This is a genomic window from Marinobacter shunpengi (assembly GCF_045449695.1).
Classification (GTDB): Bacteria; Pseudomonadota; Gammaproteobacteria; order Pseudomonadales; family Oleiphilaceae; genus Marinobacter.
On record NZ_JBJJKZ010000013.1, the window covers coordinates 34061 to 49738 of the forward strand.

The window sequence follows — 15678 nt, forward strand, 5'->3', positions numbered from 1 at the left end:
TCATGACTCAGGATTGGAGACAATAAGATGATGGAAAGATCCGATCTTTTCGAACACCTGCTCGAAGAAGGGGACATTGCCCTTCATAAACTCGACGAATGGGCTGGCGAGACGCCGGATAAAACGTTCATTTACTATGGCGAGACCGGCCTTGGCCTGAGCTTTGCGGAGGTCCGGCAGAGAAGCGATGCCCTGGCGGCCGGCCTGGCTTCATTGGGTGTGGCGAAGGGCGACCGCGTCAGCGTGCTCAGCAGCAACTCGCTGGTGGCGACGATTTCGATGTTCGCTGCGTGGCGGCTCGGTGCACTGTACGCCCCCCATAACTTCAATCTTCGCGGGCAGCTGCTGAGCTACCAGATCAACGACACGGGGCCGGCTGTGCTGATCACGGATCCGTCTTTCGAAGAGCCGCTTTCCGAGATCGGAGATGGGCTGGATCTGGACCATATCGTCGTCTTCCCGGAGGGTTACGGCTCGCAGAGCCCGGGCAATGAAGACCTGGGCGTGGCATGGAAGCGCACCGCCTGCCATCCGCTCTCCCGGCTACTGGAGAACGGGACCGCGATCCCCGATGTCCCGCTGGATCCCCACGATCCGGCCACCATTATCTACACCTCCGGCACCACGGGGCCCGCCAAGGGCGTAGTATTGGGGCATCGCTGGATCAATCAGTATTCCTTCCCCCTGCGCAACATGGACGGGGATGACGAGGTACTTTACTGCGATTTGCCGCTTTACCATGTGGGCGGCGTCTACGCACTGCTGATCCGGGCCCTGTGGAAGGGCAACACCGTCGGTCTCTGGAACCGCTTCAGTCCCAACGACTTCTGGAACCGGATCGCCAGTTGTGGAGCCACGTCCTGCATACTGATGGATGTGATGGTGCCCTGGCTCATGGGGGCGCCGGCCCGACCGGATGACCGTGCCAACACACTCTATAAGGTCCACATGCAGCCGCTGGCGGCGAGCCATCATGAGGTCGCCCGTCGGTTCGGATTCGATTTTGTCAGCTGCGGCTTCGGGCAAACGGAGTCGGGGTGTGGCTTCCTGGCGATCATTGACCAGTTTGGCGATGAGCATGGCACGCCGCCGGAGCTGTATCGGGGCATGCCCAAGCAGGCACTGCGCGAACGCATCGAGTATCTCGGTGGCATGGTGGTGGAAGGCACCGGGCTCATACCGAAAGGATTCATGGGCCTGGCAAATCCGTTTCTTGAAGTTGCCATCATGGATGACAATGACAATCCGCTGCCTGTGGGAGAGGTGGGGCAGATCGCCTTCCGCCCCCGTACCCCGGGTGGCATCATGCAGCAGTACCTGAACAAGCCGGACGCCACGCTGAAAGCCTGGCGCAACCTCTGGTTCCACACCGGCGATGCCGGCGTCCGGGACGCGGATGGCACCTATCGGTTTGTTGATCGAATTGGCGGGTACTTCCGGGTGCGGGGCGAAAACGTTTCGTCGTTCGAGGTGGAAAGTGTGCTCAACACCCACCCGAAAATCCGGGCGGTGGCGGCTGTTCCCGTACCTGCCCGGGTCGGCAGTGAAGACGATATTGCGGTGTTCGTGGAACTTTCCGACGATCAGGACATGTCCGAGCCTGAACTCCGTGCCTATGCCGAAAAACAGATGCCGAAATACATGCAGCCCGCGTATGTCCGGTTTATTGAGGCGCTCCCCATCACGCCGACCAACAAGGTTCAGAAGTACCTGTTGAAGAAAAGCATTCTTGAGGAGCTCGATGTGCCCCGGGGACACTAGTCCCCAGAGCGACCGTGCACAGCGGTCCATACCAGCGTGACGCCCCCCGACGCCAGCAACGCGCCGGCAAACGGCGCCAGCGTCGGCGCTCCTCCAGGAAAGCTGGCGATAAAGAGAGCCTCGGAGAGGCTACCGGTCATGATCCAGTCGGGCAGGATCGCACCGACCAGGCCCGCCAGCACACCGCCCATCGCCGCACTCGTCGTTACCCGGGACCACAGCCCCATCAGGATCGGGATAATGGCCGTCGCGCACAGCAGATCGGCGATCAGGAACAGCCGCAGAACCGAAACACCCTGCAACGCCACGGCAATCACCGGCACCATCAGGGCCACCGTCACCCAGCGGGCGGAGGCCAGCGTCAACCCCTCTTTCTCGGCCACCGCGAGGGAGGCGATGCCATTCTGCAGGGTGTCCACCGACGAAGCGACCAGCGTAACGGCCAGCACCAGGGCGACCGCTCCCAGCCATTGTGGCGCCTCACTGAGCAGTGCAAAGAACGGGATCGGCGGTGTGCCCAGTTCAAGCCCCGCCATGGCAGCACTGATGCCAAGGCCGCCCACCACCGCGACCACCACAATGGTGGTTCCCCCTCCGAGGATCGCCCCCTTCCAGAGCGATGCGCTGTCCCGCGCGGCCCACACCCGCTGCCAGTATCCCTGGTGGAAAAGGTTGGCTGCGGTCACCGCAAGCACCAACGTAACGGCCACACTGACCGCGCTCCAGAAGGGAATGCCGGGGAGCTCGGCAGACTGCGCCGCGGCGGGCAGGTGTTTCCAGTCCACAAACAGGACCGCGGCCAGCAAGGCCATCAGCAGCAACGCCTGCCAGCGGTCGGTGGCGAGGCTGGCCCGTAACCCGCCCCAAGTGGTGTAGATCAGGGTGGTCAGCGCCACGGCAATGATCACGATCTGGCCGTTCAGGTCCGAGAGCAGCCCGGTAATCGCACCAATGGCTGTCAACTCCGCCGCCAGGAAGCAGAGCATATAGAGCACGGAAATCAGCGATACCCACCGGCGTATGCCTTTACCGAACCGTTTCTCCGCAAACTCGCTGATACTGCGCCCCTGGGGCAGTTGCCTGCGGATCAGCGGGCCGAGCATGGCGAAGACGATAAACGGCAGTGCCGCGCCGAGGGCATAGCCGGCAAGGGCGACCGGGCCGACAAACGCGCCCACCTCCGGCGGTGCAAACAGTATCCAGGCACCCATGCCGGAGGCCAGGAAAGAGAGGCCGATGGTGGTGGCGCCCTGACTGTTGCGGGCGGTCATGTAGTCGTCAAGGCCGTTAGCGGTTTTACGGGCACGCAGCCCCAGCCAGCCGAAAAGGCACAGTGCCGCCACAATGGCGGCCAGGTGGGTCATCATCATGTCGCGCTTCCTCCGCCGGAATGATCCGGATCAGGTTCCAGGGTCTGTCTGGTATTCCGTCTGATGCATTCGCTGACGGGACACTGGGACACTCTCAGTCCCGACCGCTACGGTCAGGACTCCCCTGTCGACTGGATTATGGGTTTGTGATGTTTTCAGTGGGTTCGGTTAGCCACAGATGGGCACTGTAAGGCCACAGCCAGGACACAGGCAAACGAAACCGGCCAGAGCCCGTCCGACCCACTACCCATTGCCGGACTTCAACAGTTCCGGGAAATAAGGTCGGGTCAGGGCCTTTAGCGCGGGATTGGCCACGAACTGTTCATCAAAGCTGACGGCAAGCCTGGTAAACTGCCGGGCGACTTCGACACGAATGACCGTTCCCGGCACGTCCCTGAGCATAGTGGCGCGGTTCCAGAGAGTCAGGAGGGCCCTTTCCCCCGGAATCACGTCCGTCAGGTCGCAGAGCAGGGCAATACCGTGGTGGCTGATGTTAAGGCAGTGACATTCCCTCGGCTGGGGAGAGGATTCAAAGGCAACTTCGGCATGCAGTCCTGCGGGTGATATCCGGAGGGATCGGCGCAGATCTGAATGTTCCTCGACACTGATAAGGTCAGGACGGAGATAGTCCCTTTGTGGTGGACGCATCGTTCACTTCCTTTTGGATGCCTGAAAACGTAATGTGAATCATGTCACAATAATTGACAGTTGCAATGCGCAGATTGGTGTGAACCGTAAAAGAGTGTCAAATGATTGATTGGCCCGGTGGCGTTCTGCAGGACATCTATGACGGCACCCCCGGGGCAGGACAGGAAAGCGCAGGTGTAACCTTTCTGAGTCACGGATAAGCGGCCCGCGTCCTTTTTTGAAGAACGGGGCCAATGTCAAATGTGTTATCTGTCAGCGGTCACTTGATGGCGATCGGGTTCACCATCATCTGTACGGCGCCTTTTACCTTGGGTTGGCCCAGGACAAACATGAATTCATGCACATTATCCTTGGCTAGCTCAGCGGTGTTCATGTTCTCGAGGATGTAGACACCGTTCTTGGCCAACAGTGTTTGATGGACTTCGAACACGCCAGTGCCGTCTTCGAAAGGAATGACCTCAAGGCCCCAGGTATCGGCCCCGACGGCAACGACGCCCTGGCCAGCCAGGTATTTCGCTCCATCGACACCGAGGCCCGGCTCAGCCTTTCCAAATCGCTCATTGTCGTTACCCACCAGGCTGAGCCAGCCGGTATGGAAAAGCACCACGTCTCCCTCCTGAATCGTCACACCCTGGGCTTCCGCTGCAGCGCGTATTTCTTCGCTGTTGAAACCCTGTCCCTCTGTCAACATGTCCTGGCCGAAGTGCTCGGCCATGTCCAGAAGCACGCCACGGGTGACAATCGGCGGAATACCCTCGGTGCCCAGTTTTTTCAGGCCATCAACAGCCACGATGTCTTCGGCTGCCAGTCCGTTGTAGTGTTTGTGATCGATACCAATATGGCCAAAGCCGTCAATCTGACTGCCAATGCCCAACCAGGTATGCAGAATGTCATCAGTACTGGTCAGCTTGGTGGGTCCGATAGCCTGGCCGCCGGCCCTGGGTTCCATCACGGTAATGTCGAAGAAACGCGTGCCATACGCTGGGAAGTCACGATTCAGTTCCACACCCAGAGAGTAGGCCTTGCCCTCAGTGACCAAACTTGTCGCTTCCAGGATATGGTCTGCGGACAGGTAATTGGCGGCGCCAATCGTATCGTCTTTGCCCCACTTTGAGTTCTGCCAGTCTTCGTTTGCGAACCCGGTTGGTGCGTTTGCGCCTAGTAAAGCGCCTGCGAGAATTGTTGCCATGAGGGGCGTTGTTGTTCGTTTCATGGAATGCGTTCCTTAAGTTGTTTTTATCGAGATGCTGACTGTTGATGGGATTGACTCAATAGTCATCCCGCCAAGACCTTAACTATAGCTGGCTAATAATGATTTTCCTCTTTGCAGCCGGAGCCATAGAAATGCCTGCCATTTACCTTTTTCTGTTGTGTTCAGGTAAATGGCAGGCATTCAGTGCAAGGGTCAGCGTGTTGTGTTGAAGGAAATGCCGCTAATTACGTGGACAAACCACGGGCACAATTTGGACAGAGCCAAATAAAAGGCCTGCGTTCTCACACAGGCCATTTGGGAACAATGGCCCCAGCAAATTGGGAGCGGAGCAACTTGAACAAAAGGGGTTTATACAATGCACCTCAGTTGCCTGAGGGGGCAGGATGGACTCAGATTGCCTTTGGGGCTTCGCCCCGCCTACGCTGCGGCACCCAAACGGCTATTGCCGTTTGTCGAACGGAGGTTCTCACCAAGACTAACGGGCGATCCATATCCCACAAAAAAGCCCCGCACTTGGCGGGGCCCTTTTGTATAAGATGGCCCGCCCGTCAGGATTCGAACCTGAGACCTTTGCCTCCGGAGGGCAACGCTCTATCCAGCTGAGCTACGGGCGGAAGAAACGGGCGCTGTATGCGTCAATTTCGAGTGCGCAATCTTACTTGCGCAGCGTTACTCTGTCCAGCCCTCCTTGAAACCGTTTTGTCGTCATCGCGTATACTTGATAAAAGGCAATCGTTCGGGCGAAGCCCCGGTGGGTTTTCCCATGATTGAGCGCTTATCCGACAGCGACGGCATGCGTTACCGCCTCACCCCCAACCGCTCCATCAGTTGGCCGGCATTGGTGCGGGTGTGGCTCGGGCTGGTGTTGCTGACGTCCATCGTGGTGGTGGGCATGAGTCTGGCGGGCGCCTGGCTGGTCATTCCCTTTGCCGGGATGGAGCTGGTCGCGGTGGGGGCCGGGCTTTGGTATACCGCCCGCAAGTGTTGTCGTCAGGAGGTCATTACCTTTGGGCCGTCCCGGGTGCGGCTCGAAAAGGGGCACGAGCACTGCGAGCAGCAGTGGGACTGGCCGCGTCCGTCGGTCCGTATCCTGCTGGATGAGAAGCCCCATCCCTGGCTTCGGGAGCGGATCTGTCTGTGCTGCAACGGGGAGGAGGTGCCGCTGGCGGATTTCCTCAATCCCCGGGACTCCCGGGAGCTGGTGACCCTGCTGGAAAGCCAGGGTTTTCCCGTTCGGCGCCGGTCCCGGGAGATGGTGGGCATTCACTTCTGACCGCGATTTCCGTTGGTCTCGGAGTTACACCCGTTTGAGTGTCCTGGGTTCAAGGCTTACCACCCGGGACTCGTCACTGATCGTGACCTCGCCGTCCTGGATATTCACCTGCAATGTCATGGATCGGTCAGCCAGTTCCGCCAGGGCGTCGGTGCTGTCCTGTTCCAGGGCGATGACCTGGAGGTGCCCGAAACGGCCCAGGCGGTTGTGGTGTTTCTCCCACCATACGGGCATGGCACGTCCGCCATAGACGTAGATGGTCACCCGGTCGGCACGGTTGCAGGCCTTGCGGATCCGGTCTTCCTCCGGCAGCCCCACTTCTATCCAGTGTTCGATGTCCCCGGTCAGGTGCTTGCGCCACAGGTCGGGTTCATCATCGGTGCTCAGGCCACGGGTGAATTCCAGGTGCTCGTCGGCGTTCAGGGCAAAGGCCAGCAGTCGCACCATCATGCGTTCATCGGTCTCCGACGGGTGCCGGGCGATGGTGAGGTGGTGGTCCGCGTAGTAGTGGCGGTCCATGTCGGCAATGCTCAGGGTTGCCTTGAATACGGTGGCTTTGAGGGCCATGGCATGCTCCGGTCGGGTCTCTGGATGGAGCAGAGTGTAGCGGATTTCCGGAGCGGGCACCGTTCTGTGACGATTTGTACAAATTTTCTCAATTGGGTTGCAATCTCTCCTGCGAATAACAATAATTATCACTAACTTTAATCGGCGTGTGAGTTTCTATCTATGTACGTCTGCCTCTGCACCGGTGTGACCGATCGGGAAATCCGCGAAGCGGCTGAAAATGGCATCAGTTCCATGCGACAACTGGGCAAGGAGCTGGGAGTGGGGCGCCAGTGCGGACGCTGTGCCTGCACCGCCCGGGAAATCCTTCGGGAAAGCCGGTCATCCGATTACCTCGCCCTGGCGGATATGCTCGCCCAGCCGGCCTGAAACAACGCTCCCTTCCGGGCGTTGTCGATGCCCTGTATCAAACGTAAACCATTCTCTTACGCGATTTTTTCTCTCCGGAATAGGGGTTATCCTTATCCAAAGTCCGCTGCCTGACAGTGGATAACCGATAACAGGATGAGGAGACCCCGGCCGTGAAAGGTGACAAGAAAGTCATTCAGCATCTGAACAAGGTGTTGGGGAACGAGCTGACCGCCATTAACCAGTATTTCCTGCATTCCCGCATGTACAAGGATTGGGGCATCAGCAAGCTCGCGGACAAGGAATATGAGGAGTCCATCGACGAGATGAAGCATGCGGATCAGCTTATCGAGCGGATCCTGTTCCTGGAGGGCCTGCCCAACCTGCAGGACCTGAACAAGCTGCTGATCGGCGAGAATGTCCAGGAAATGATTGAGTGCGACCTCAAGCTGGAGATGACCGCTCACAAGGACCTGAAAGAAGCCATTGTCTACTGTGAGCAGGTCCAGGACTACACCAGCCGTATGCTGTTTCGCAGCATCCTCGATAGCGAGGAAGAGCATATCGACTGGCTGGAAACCCAACTGGAGCAGATCGACCAGATGGGCATCCAGAACTATATCCAGCTTCAGTCCGGCGCCGCGGAGTAAGCCGCTGCCACCGGGCACCATTGGCGTGCGCAATGCGCGCCAATGGCCCTACTATCCCCGTCCGGCAGCATCCGCCGGGTTTCTATTTCTTCATTTTTCAGCTATTTCCTGCCGCTGTCACAGGTAAGGGGCTAGAATGGGCCCGGTTGTTGCCTGATGTTCTTATACCCGAGTAACGGGCGATCACTCGAATCCATACCGCAGACCAACTGGGAGAAACAGTCGCCATGGACCTGTCCTGTTTTAAAGCCTACGACCTGCGCGGGCGCGTACCGGACCAGCTCAATGCCACCCTGGCTGAAAAGATCGGTCGGGCCTATGTGGAGGTGACCGGCGCCCGCAAGGTAATCGTTGGTTACGATATCCGGGAGTCCAGCCCGGAAATTGCCGATGCCCTCAGTTCCGGCCTGATGGCCGCCGGGGCGGATGTCTTTGATATCGGTCTGTGTGGTACCGAGCATGTCTACTTTGCCACCAGCCATTTCGGGATGGACGGCGGCATCATGGTGACGGCCAGCCACAACCCCAAGGACCACAATGGTATGAAAATGGTGGGGCCGGAGTCCCGTCCTATCAGTTCCGACAATGGTCTTAACGAGATCCGTGACCGGGTGCTGGAACCCTTCGCCGATGCGCCGGAGCAGGGCAGCCATGAGCCCCTGGAGGTCATGGCGCCTTACGTGGACCACCTGCTGGGTTATATCGATGCCGGCTCCCTGAAACCCCTGAAAATCGTGGTGAATGCGGGCAATGGCGGCGCTGGCCTGGTAGTGGATGCCCTGGAGGAACACCTGCCGTTCGAATTCATCAAACTCCACCACGAGCCGGATGGCAGCTTTCCCAATGGTGTGCCCAACCCCATCCTGCAGGAGAATCGGGCGGTGACCGCCGAGGCGGTGCTGGAACACAAGGCGGCCATGGGCATTGCCTGGGACGGTGATTTCGACCGCTGTTTCTTCTTCGACGAGAATGCCCGATTCATTGAGGGGTACTATATCGTCGGCCTGCTGGCGGACCAGTTCCTGCGCAAGACCGGTGGCGGGAAGGTGATCCATGACCCACGGCTGACCTGGAATACCCTGGATCTGGTGAAGGCCGCCGGTGGCGAGGCGGTGCAGAGCAAGACCGGCCACGCCTTCATCAAGCAACGCATGCGGGACGAGGATGCCGTCTACGGCGGCGAGATGAGCGCCCACCACTATTTCCGTGACTTCGCCTACTGCGACAGTGGCATGATTCCCTGGCTGCTGGTGGCGGAGCGCCTGTGTCAGTCGGGACAGCCCCTGTCGTCACTGATCGATGCCCGGATCGAGGCCTACCCGGCCAGCGGCGAGATCAATCGGACCATCCATGATCCGGCAAAGGTGATCCAGGCCATCGAGGAGGCCTACGCGGGTGATGCCGTGTCTGTGAATCATGTGGATGGGGTCAGCATCGAGTTTCCGGAATGGCGCTTTAACCTGCGCATGTCCAACACCGAGCCGGTGGTGAGGCTTAACGTGGAGTCACGGGCTGACAAGGCGCTGATGGAGCAGAAGACCGCCGAATTGCTGGCGGAGATGGACCGGCTGAACAGCTGACCTTCTAAAGTCCCTCTCCCGCCAAGGGAGGGGGACTGTTGGGGCCGACACTGAATTTGCCCCTCTCTCCTTACAGCCAGTCGTTCAGCATAATGCCGATACCGATCCGGTGGGTGCGTTCGTTGTAGTCAATCAGGCTCTCGCCATAGCCGTTGTAGTACTGGATGTAGCCCTTGATGGTGTTGCCCATGGGGAAGCTGTAGCCCAGCTCCACGGAGGTCCGGTTGTCATCCTCCTGCAGGTTGTTCATCAGCCTGGCAGAGAGCACATGGTTGTCATTCCATTTATACACCGCAAGGTAGTCGGCGTAGCCCAGGTACTCCTCGATATCCGGATTGTCGTCGTCGCTCTCGTCTTCCGGCAATCGGTACCAGGGGCTGACCATGAACAGCCAGCGATCGTAGGCATAGGCGACGCTGCCCCTGATGCGGTTCCAGCTCCTTGAGCGGGGTTCCGACTGGCCGTTGGACTGATGGTTGAGGCCAAGGGCGACGCTGGTGACCTCGCCGGGACCGATGTCCCAGCCCAGCCGCTGGCGCAGGAAGATCTCGGGCTCGTAGTTGGTCTCCCGGAAGGGGGCGGAATCCTCGGTGTTATAGACCTGCCAGAATGACTTCTGGCTATAGCCGAACCAGAGTGTGGTGCTGTCATCCAGTATTCCGGTGAACAGGGGCACCCGGAAACTGATCTGATACTTGGCTTCCTCGCTCTGCAGGCGGGCATCATAGCTTGCCTCCCCCAGGGTCGGGCTGGTGGGGTTCTGGTTCGGGTTATCCACGTAGGTGTAGGGCAGGATATAAGTGGGCTTGTAGGGCACGAAGCCGCCAATCAGGCTGCCGATCAGTTTTTCCCGGGCCTCGTACTCTTCCACCTCCTGCTTCATTGCCCTGTCGCCAGTGGTGTTCCTGTCGACTTCTTCCTTTTTCTGCTCCACGTCCTGGGCCAGTTCCGGCAGGTTTTCCCCGGGCTTTTTCTCGTTTTCCTGGGCCGATGCCTCCGGGGGCCATCCGGCGCCGATCATGGTGATCACGACTGCCGCCAGTGTGCGTTCTATCATGTGGGATCCTTTCGGCAATGAATCTGGAGTATGGACGTCATGGTGTGAAGGGGGTATGAACCGGGCATTACCAAGTGTCCGGGTTATTGAGTTCACAGACGGAAAACTAGGGCAGGCTATGCCATGTCTGGGCAATGGCATAGGCCCACAATCCCAGCAGGGTCAGCGCCAGTAGTGAGAATAGCAGTTTCTGGCGACGGCCTGCAGTGCCTCCGGCAGACGCGATCCAGCGAAGGTACATCAGCCCCAGGAAGCACAGGAACACCACCAGGCTGGCGACGGCGGGCAACAGTAGCCAGGCCGCGTGAACCGGATCGCCTTCCGATCCCTGGCGGCCCAGCAGCGCCATCGAGCCAATCAGCACGACCAGGGCGAGCGTCTCGATGACAACAAGTGGTTTACGCCACGGATGGGTTTCCTGGGAAGGTCTGTCTGTCATGGAGGTCCTGTGGTTGTCTGTTGGAAGCGGCTACCGGGATACTCCGACCCATCTTAGCGGTTTGTTGGTTTTTTTGCCCGGCTTCACCCGCTATAATGCGCCCACATATAACTTTGGGGGCCTCTGGATATCCGCCCTGTACAACGTCTGGCTTCCCAATAGGCTCTGATGAGAGGTGCACTGTGAAAATAACGAAAGTTCTGGCGGCCGTACTGGTTGCATTCGGCCTGACCGCTGGCGCTGTAATGGCGAGTGTCGAGGATCAGATCCGCGAGCGCATCGCGCCGGTTGGCAAAGTCTGCCTCCAAGGTGAGGAATGTGGCACCGCGGCGCCGGCTGCCGCATCCAGTGATGGGCCCCGTTCCGGTGAAGAGGTCTACAGTTCTTCCTGCCAGAGTTGCCACGCTTCCGGTGTGGCGGGTGCGCCGGTATTCGGTGATGCCGATGCCTGGGGCGCCCGGGTCGACAAGGGCCTGGAAACCCTGGTTGATCATGCTATCAACGGCTTCAATGCCATGCCGCCGAAGGGTGGTTGCAGCGGCTGTTCCGATGAGGAAATCCAGGCTGCCGTTGAGCATATGGTGAACGAAGTCCAGTAACATCATTCACGGGCCGGCGCCATGCGCTGGCCCGTTTTCTGCCTTACTCCGCTTACCCTTCCAGGTCTCCCAATAGCGCACTCAGCGTGGCCTTGCCCTTCTGCTGGTTGGCTTCCTGGTCCAGGTCGCCCATCCCTTCCCGCAGGACATCGCCCTCCGGCAGTTCGTCCAGGAACCGGCTGGGAATGGTCTCGATCTTCTCGCCGTACTGGCGACGTTGGGCCGCAAACGTCAGTGTGAGCGTTTCCCGGGCCCGGGTGATACCTACGTACATCAGCCGACGCTCTTCCTCTATGTTGCCTTCCTCAATGCTGGAGCGGTGGGGCAGGATTTCCTCCTCCAGGCCCATGATGAAGACGTGGGGAAACTCCAGCCCCTTGGAGGCATGCAGGGTCAGCAGCTGCACCTTGTCGCTGTCGTCCTCTTCCTCCTGCTGCTCCATCAGGTCCCGCAGGATCAGGCGGCTGATGGCGTCCTCGATGGTGGTTTCATTGGCGGTGCCCTTGTCATTGTCGAGCATGCGCTGGACCGACTCGATCAGGTACCAGATATTCTCCATCCGCCGCTCGGCGGCCTTGGGGCTGCTGGCGTGCTGGTGCAGCCATTCCTCATACTCAATATCGGTGAATAGCTGCTTCAGAACCGGTATCGGGTCCTCTTCATAGAGCCGGCGGCAGGTGGCTTCCACCCAGTGGCGGAAGCGCCGCAGTCGGTCCAGGCCCTTCTCGGTGACATGGGTTTCCACGCCCATTTCGTCCAGGGCCCGGTGCATGCTGATGTCACGGGATCGCGAGTAGTGGCTCAGTTGTTCCAGGGTGCGCGGGCCAATCTCCCGCCGGGGCACGTTGACCACCCGCAGGAAGGCGGCATCGTCATCCGGGTTGATCAGCAGCCGCAGGTAGGCCATGGCATCGCGGATCTCGTTCTTGGAGAAGAACGACTGGCCGCCGGAAATGCGGTAAGGAATCTGGAATGCCTGCAGTTTCATCTCCAGCAGCCGGGCCTGATGGTTACCCCGGTAGAGCACGGCAAAATCCCGGAACTGCAGACCTTTCTTCAGCTTCTGATCGATAATCTCGGAGGCTACCCGTTGGGCCTCGGCATCCTCGTTGCGGCAGCGCACGATGCGCAGTTCGTCGCCAATGGTGTGGTCACTCCACAGGGCCTTCTCGAACACGTGGGGGTTATTGGCAATGACCTCGTTGGCACAGCGCAGGATACGGGAGGTGGAGCGGTAGTTCTGCTCCAGCTTGACGATCTTCAGGCTGGGGAAGTCCTCCTTGAGCTGGACCAGGTTTTCCGGTCGCGCCCCGCGCCAGGCATAGATGGACTGGTCATCATCGCCCACCACGGTAAAGGCGGCCCGTTCCGCCACCAGCAGCTTGACCAGTTCGTACTGGCACAGGTTGGTGTCCTGGTACTCGTCCACCAGCATGTAGCGGATCTTGCGGCGCCACTTGGCCAGGGCCTCGGGCACGGTGCGGAACAACTGCACCGGCAGCAGGATCAGGTCATCGAAATCCACCGCGTTGTAGGCCTTCAGGTACTGCTGGTAACTCTTGTAGATCAGCGCGATACGTTGCTCACGCTCGTCCGCCGCCTTGCTCCAGGCGTCCTGCGGACCCTTCATGTCGTTCTTCCAGGTGGAGATGGTGTTCTGGATGTCAGCCAGCTCGTCACCGGCATCGGCGCTGGCTTCACGCAGCATCAGGTCCTGCAGCAGGGCCTTGGCGTCTTCCGCATCGAAAATGGAGAAGCCCGGGTGGTAGCCCAGGTGGGCCAGCTCCTCACGGATGATGTGCATGCCCAGGTTATGGAAGGTGGAAACCGTCAGGCCCCGGGTCAGCTTGCGGTCCACCAGCTTGCCGACCCGTTCCTTCATCTCCCGGGCCGCCTTGTTGGTAAAGGTCACTGCGGCAATATGTCGCCCCGGGATGCCTGCCTGCTCGATGAGGTAGGCGATTTTGCGGGTGATCACGCTGGTCTTGCCACTGCCGGCCCCGGCCAGTACCAGCAGGGGGCCATCGATGTAGTGGACGGCTTCGCGTTGACGCGGGTTCAGTTGTGACACATTTCACCTGGCGCGGGATGATGGGGCCTCTGCACAATTCAGCGATTGCCTCTGGCTTCCGGGGCCATGCACAATCAGGGCGTGACTTGACGGAAGCGTCCACCTTTCGGAACGTTGCGGCGAGCAGAGGCGATTCAGGAGCTGGTCAGAGGCTCCTATAGCATAAAGGCGTATTCTACCTGAGAGTAAAACCTGTATCTTCCCTGGCTTTCGGCTATCTTTTAGTCTGAATCATGGAAATGCGGGACGGAGTCGCTGACACCAGTGTTAAGGAGACTGGTGTGGGGCGATATGACACCTCCCGGATGATGGCCGTGACGGTTTCCTCGGGAGCCTGCAGCGGCGACGCTCCGGATCAAGAGAGCACCTGAATCTTCATGCAGTCCGATAACCTGCGAATCCTGGTCCTGACCGGGGAACAAACCGACTATCTCTGGTACGGCAGCATGCTCCGTGGCCACGGAGACTTTGTACCGGAACTGACCTGGTGTCCGGACCCCGACGCCGTGGGAGACCTGCTCAACAATGCCCATTTTGATGTGTTGCTCTGGGATGCCACTTTCCATGCCGGTTCCGGCGCCGGGTTCCTGCAATACCTGTCCGTGGCGGGTAATGAAAAGCCGGTGATTGCCCTCGGCGCAGCCAGCGAGGATGACGTCACTGCGGAACTGCTGGCCAGTGGCGCCGCCGATTACCTGAGCAAGGGCCGCCTGGACCGATGGGCCCTGGGGCGTGCGGTGCGCTGTGTCTGGTTCCGCCGGCAACTGGAGGACAGTGCCGGAGGCCAGCTTGGCCGGGAGGTGGCCAGCGGCTTCATCAACCGCAACCTGTTCTTCGACCGGTTACAGCAGGCCATCCTGCGGGCGGAGCGGGGTGATCACCGACTGGCGCTGATCCATATCAACATTGATGACTTCCGTACGGTGAACGAATCCCTGGGCTATCGGCGGGGCGACGAACTCGTGCTCAAGCTGGCGGAGCGCCTGCGCCAGGTTATGCGCCGGGTGGACTCGCTGATGCGCATCGGCGGTGACGAACTGGCGGTGATCGCCGAGAATGTGGATGACTCCCTGGACCTGTCCCACATCGTCCGCAAGCTGGTGGGTGTGTTGGGTGAGCCGGTGAATGTGGGCGGCAATATGGTGGGGGTGACCGCCAGCCTGGGGGTGTCCACCTTCCCGGAAGCCGGCGATACCCCGGAGACCCTGCTACGCCGGGCCAACCGTGCCATGTTCGAGGCCAAGCGCGACGCCGGTACCAGCTACCGTTTCTACAATCGCCAGTTGCACATTTCCGCCGGCCACCAGCTCAAGCTGGAAGGAGACCTGCGTAACGCCCTCCGGGCCGGGGAGCTGGAGCTCTACTACCAGCCCCGCATTGACCTGATCACCGCTGAGGTGCGCGGTGTGGAGTGCCTGATCCGCTGGAACCACCCCACCCGGGGCCTGGTCATGCCCGACGAGTTCATTCCCGCCGCCGAGCGCAGCGGCCTGATCGTGCCCATCGGTTACTGGGTGATCGAACAGGCCTGCCAGCGCCTGCGGGAAGCCGCCGATCTTGGCTTCCCGGGTCTGGTGGTCGCGGTTAACCTGTCGTTCCGGCAGTTCCACGACCGCAAGATGACCGAAACCATCTTCCGCATCATCTTCAATGCCAATGTGGACACCACGCTGCTGGAGCTGGAACTCACCGAAAGCGCCATGATGCATGACCCGGACTATGCCCAGCGCTGCCTGCGGGAACTGAGCCAGCTCGGTATCAGCTTTGCCCTGGATGACTTCGGCACCGGTTATTCGTCACTCACCAACCTCCAGCATTTGCCCATCTCGCTGGTGAAGATCGACAAGTCGTTCGTGCAGGCCCTGGGCCAGTCCGGGGATTCGGAACACATCATCCGCGCCATCATCAGCCTGGCCCACAGCCTGCAGATGAGTGTGGTGGCGGAAGGTGTGGAAACCGAGGGTCAGCTCGAGTTCCTGCGGAATCAGCACTGCGATGAGGTGCAGGGCTACTACTACGCTCGCCCCATGCCCTGGTCCGACCTGATCACTTTCCTGCACGACCGTAATCGCCTGGCTTGCCTGCCGGAGTAAGGCCCTGTA

At 59.9% G+C, this 15678-nt stretch carries 14 protein-coding genes and 1 tRNA gene; 7 read left to right on the forward strand and 8 right to left on the reverse strand.

The window, feature by feature from the left end; translation table 11 throughout:
* Positions 1-27 precede the first annotated feature (27 nt).
* The gene (locus ACJO2E_RS09425; RefSeq protein ID WP_406963630.1) at positions 28-1761 is read left to right on the forward strand and encodes an AMP-binding protein; all 1734 of its coding nucleotides are present in this window, start codon (positions 28-30) and stop codon (positions 1759-1761) included.
* Here ACJO2E_RS09425 and ACJO2E_RS09430 read toward each other — a convergent pair.
* From ACJO2E_RS09430 to ACJO2E_RS09445, 4 genes are all read right to left on the reverse strand, one after another.
* On the reverse strand, positions 1758-3131 hold the full coding sequence (locus ACJO2E_RS09430; protein ID WP_406963631.1) for a sodium:solute symporter family transporter: 1374 nt from the start codon (positions 3129-3131) through the stop codon (positions 1758-1760). The genes ACJO2E_RS09425 and ACJO2E_RS09430 overlap by 4 nt on opposite strands.
* Positions 3132-3374: 243 nt before the next feature.
* Positions 3375-3779: a PilZ domain-containing protein gene (locus ACJO2E_RS09435; RefSeq protein WP_406963632.1), complete on the reverse strand. Its 405-nt coding sequence runs from the start codon at positions 3777-3779 to the stop codon at positions 3375-3377.
* Between the two features lie 259 nt (positions 3780-4038).
* Positions 4039-4992: a cyclase family protein gene (locus ACJO2E_RS09440; protein WP_406963633.1), complete on the reverse strand. Its 954-nt coding sequence runs from the start codon at positions 4990-4992 to the stop codon at positions 4039-4041.
* Positions 4993-5529: 537 nt separating this feature from the next.
* Positions 5530-5606: transfer RNA gene (locus ACJO2E_RS09445), tRNA-Arg, on the reverse strand.
* A gap of 149 nt (positions 5607-5755) precedes the next feature.
* Between ACJO2E_RS09445 and ACJO2E_RS09450 the strand changes: the two genes are divergently transcribed.
* Positions 5756-6265, forward strand: coding sequence for a DUF2244 domain-containing protein (locus ACJO2E_RS09450; protein ID WP_406963634.1), 510 nt, complete (start codon positions 5756-5758; stop codon positions 6263-6265).
* Positions 6266-6289: 24 nt separating this feature from the next.
* On the opposite strand, the gene ACJO2E_RS09455 is transcribed toward ACJO2E_RS09450, so the two are convergent.
* A complete protein-coding gene (locus tag ACJO2E_RS09455; RefSeq protein ID WP_406963635.1) occupies positions 6290-6832 on the reverse strand; it encodes a YaeQ family protein in 543 nt (180 codons plus the stop codon).
* A gap of 162 nt (positions 6833-6994) precedes the next feature.
* On the opposite strand from ACJO2E_RS09455, the gene ACJO2E_RS09460 reads away from it, so the two are divergent.
* The 3 genes from ACJO2E_RS09460 (at position 6995) to ACJO2E_RS09470 (ending at position 9410) form a co-directional block, all read left to right on the forward strand.
* Entirely contained in the window at positions 6995-7201 is a 207-nt protein-coding gene (locus ACJO2E_RS09460) for a bacterioferritin-associated ferredoxin (RefSeq protein WP_328187455.1), read from the forward strand.
* Positions 7202-7353: 152 nt separating this feature from the next.
* Positions 7354-7830: a bacterioferritin gene (gene bfr / locus ACJO2E_RS09465; protein WP_406963636.1), complete on the forward strand. Its 477-nt coding sequence runs from the start codon at positions 7354-7356 to the stop codon at positions 7828-7830.
* A 227-nt stretch (positions 7831-8057) separates the two neighbouring features.
* A complete protein-coding gene (locus ACJO2E_RS09470; protein ID WP_406963637.1) occupies positions 8058-9410 on the forward strand; it encodes a phosphohexomutase domain-containing protein in 1353 nt (450 codons plus the stop codon).
* Between the two features lie 70 nt (positions 9411-9480).
* On the opposite strand, the gene ACJO2E_RS09475 is transcribed toward ACJO2E_RS09470, so the two are convergent.
* Both ACJO2E_RS09475 and ACJO2E_RS09480 read right to left on the reverse strand, forming a co-directional pair.
* A complete protein-coding gene (locus ACJO2E_RS09475; RefSeq protein ID WP_406963638.1) occupies positions 9481-10467 on the reverse strand; it encodes a phospholipase A in 987 nt (328 codons plus the stop codon).
* Positions 10468-10573: 106 nt separating this feature from the next.
* Entirely contained in the window at positions 10574-10906 is a 333-nt protein-coding gene (locus tag ACJO2E_RS09480) for a hypothetical protein (RefSeq protein ID WP_406963639.1), read from the reverse strand.
* 188 nt (positions 10907-11094) lie between these two features.
* On the opposite strand from ACJO2E_RS09480, the gene ACJO2E_RS09485 reads away from it, so the two are divergent.
* Positions 11095-11505, forward strand: coding sequence for a c-type cytochrome (locus ACJO2E_RS09485; RefSeq protein WP_406964125.1), 411 nt, complete (start codon positions 11095-11097; stop codon positions 11503-11505).
* A gap of 52 nt (positions 11506-11557) precedes the next feature.
* Here ACJO2E_RS09485 and rep read toward each other — a convergent pair whose 3' ends face one another.
* Entirely contained in the window at positions 11558-13576 is a 2019-nt protein-coding gene (rep, locus tag ACJO2E_RS09490) for a DNA helicase Rep (RefSeq protein WP_406963640.1), read from the reverse strand.
* Between the two features lie 377 nt (positions 13577-13953).
* Here rep and ACJO2E_RS09495 point away from each other — a divergent pair, with 377 nt between their 5' ends.
* The gene (locus ACJO2E_RS09495; RefSeq protein ID WP_406963641.1) at positions 13954-15669 is read left to right on the forward strand and encodes an EAL domain-containing protein; all 1716 of its coding nucleotides are present in this window, start codon (positions 13954-13956) and stop codon (positions 15667-15669) included.
* Positions 15670-15678: the final 9 nt, after the last annotated feature.

Bases quoted from the DNA above. Each gene is read 5' to 3' on its own strand.
- ACJO2E_RS09425 (WP_406963630.1), top strand. From the start codon at position 28: ATGATGGAAAGATCCGATCTTTTCGAACACCTGCTCGAAGAAGGGGAC.
- ACJO2E_RS09430 (WP_406963631.1), bottom strand. From the start codon at position 3,131: ATGATGATGACCCACCTGGCCGCCATTGTGGCGGCACTGTGCCTTTTC.
- ACJO2E_RS09435 (WP_406963632.1), bottom strand. From the start codon at position 3,779: ATGCGTCCACCACAAAGGGACTATCTCCGTCCTGACCTTATCAGTGTC.
- ACJO2E_RS09440 (WP_406963633.1), bottom strand. From the start codon at position 4,992: ATGAAACGAACAACAACGCCCCTCATGGCAACAATTCTCGCAGGCGCT.
- ACJO2E_RS09450 (WP_406963634.1), top strand. From the start codon at position 5,756: ATGATTGAGCGCTTATCCGACAGCGACGGCATGCGTTACCGCCTCACC.
- ACJO2E_RS09455 (WP_406963635.1), bottom strand. From the start codon at position 6,832: ATGGCCCTCAAAGCCACCGTATTCAAGGCAACCCTGAGCATTGCCGAC.
- ACJO2E_RS09460 (WP_328187455.1), top strand. From the start codon at position 6,995: ATGTACGTCTGCCTCTGCACCGGTGTGACCGATCGGGAAATCCGCGAA.
- ACJO2E_RS09470 (WP_406963637.1), top strand. From the start codon at position 8,058: ATGGACCTGTCCTGTTTTAAAGCCTACGACCTGCGCGGGCGCGTACCG.
- ACJO2E_RS09475 (WP_406963638.1), bottom strand. From the start codon at position 10,467: ATGATAGAACGCACACTGGCGGCAGTCGTGATCACCATGATCGGCGCC.
- ACJO2E_RS09480 (WP_406963639.1), bottom strand. From the start codon at position 10,906: ATGACAGACAGACCTTCCCAGGAAACCCATCCGTGGCGTAAACCACTT.
- ACJO2E_RS09495 (WP_406963641.1), top strand. From the start codon at position 13,954: ATGCAGTCCGATAACCTGCGAATCCTGGTCCTGACCGGGGAACAAACC.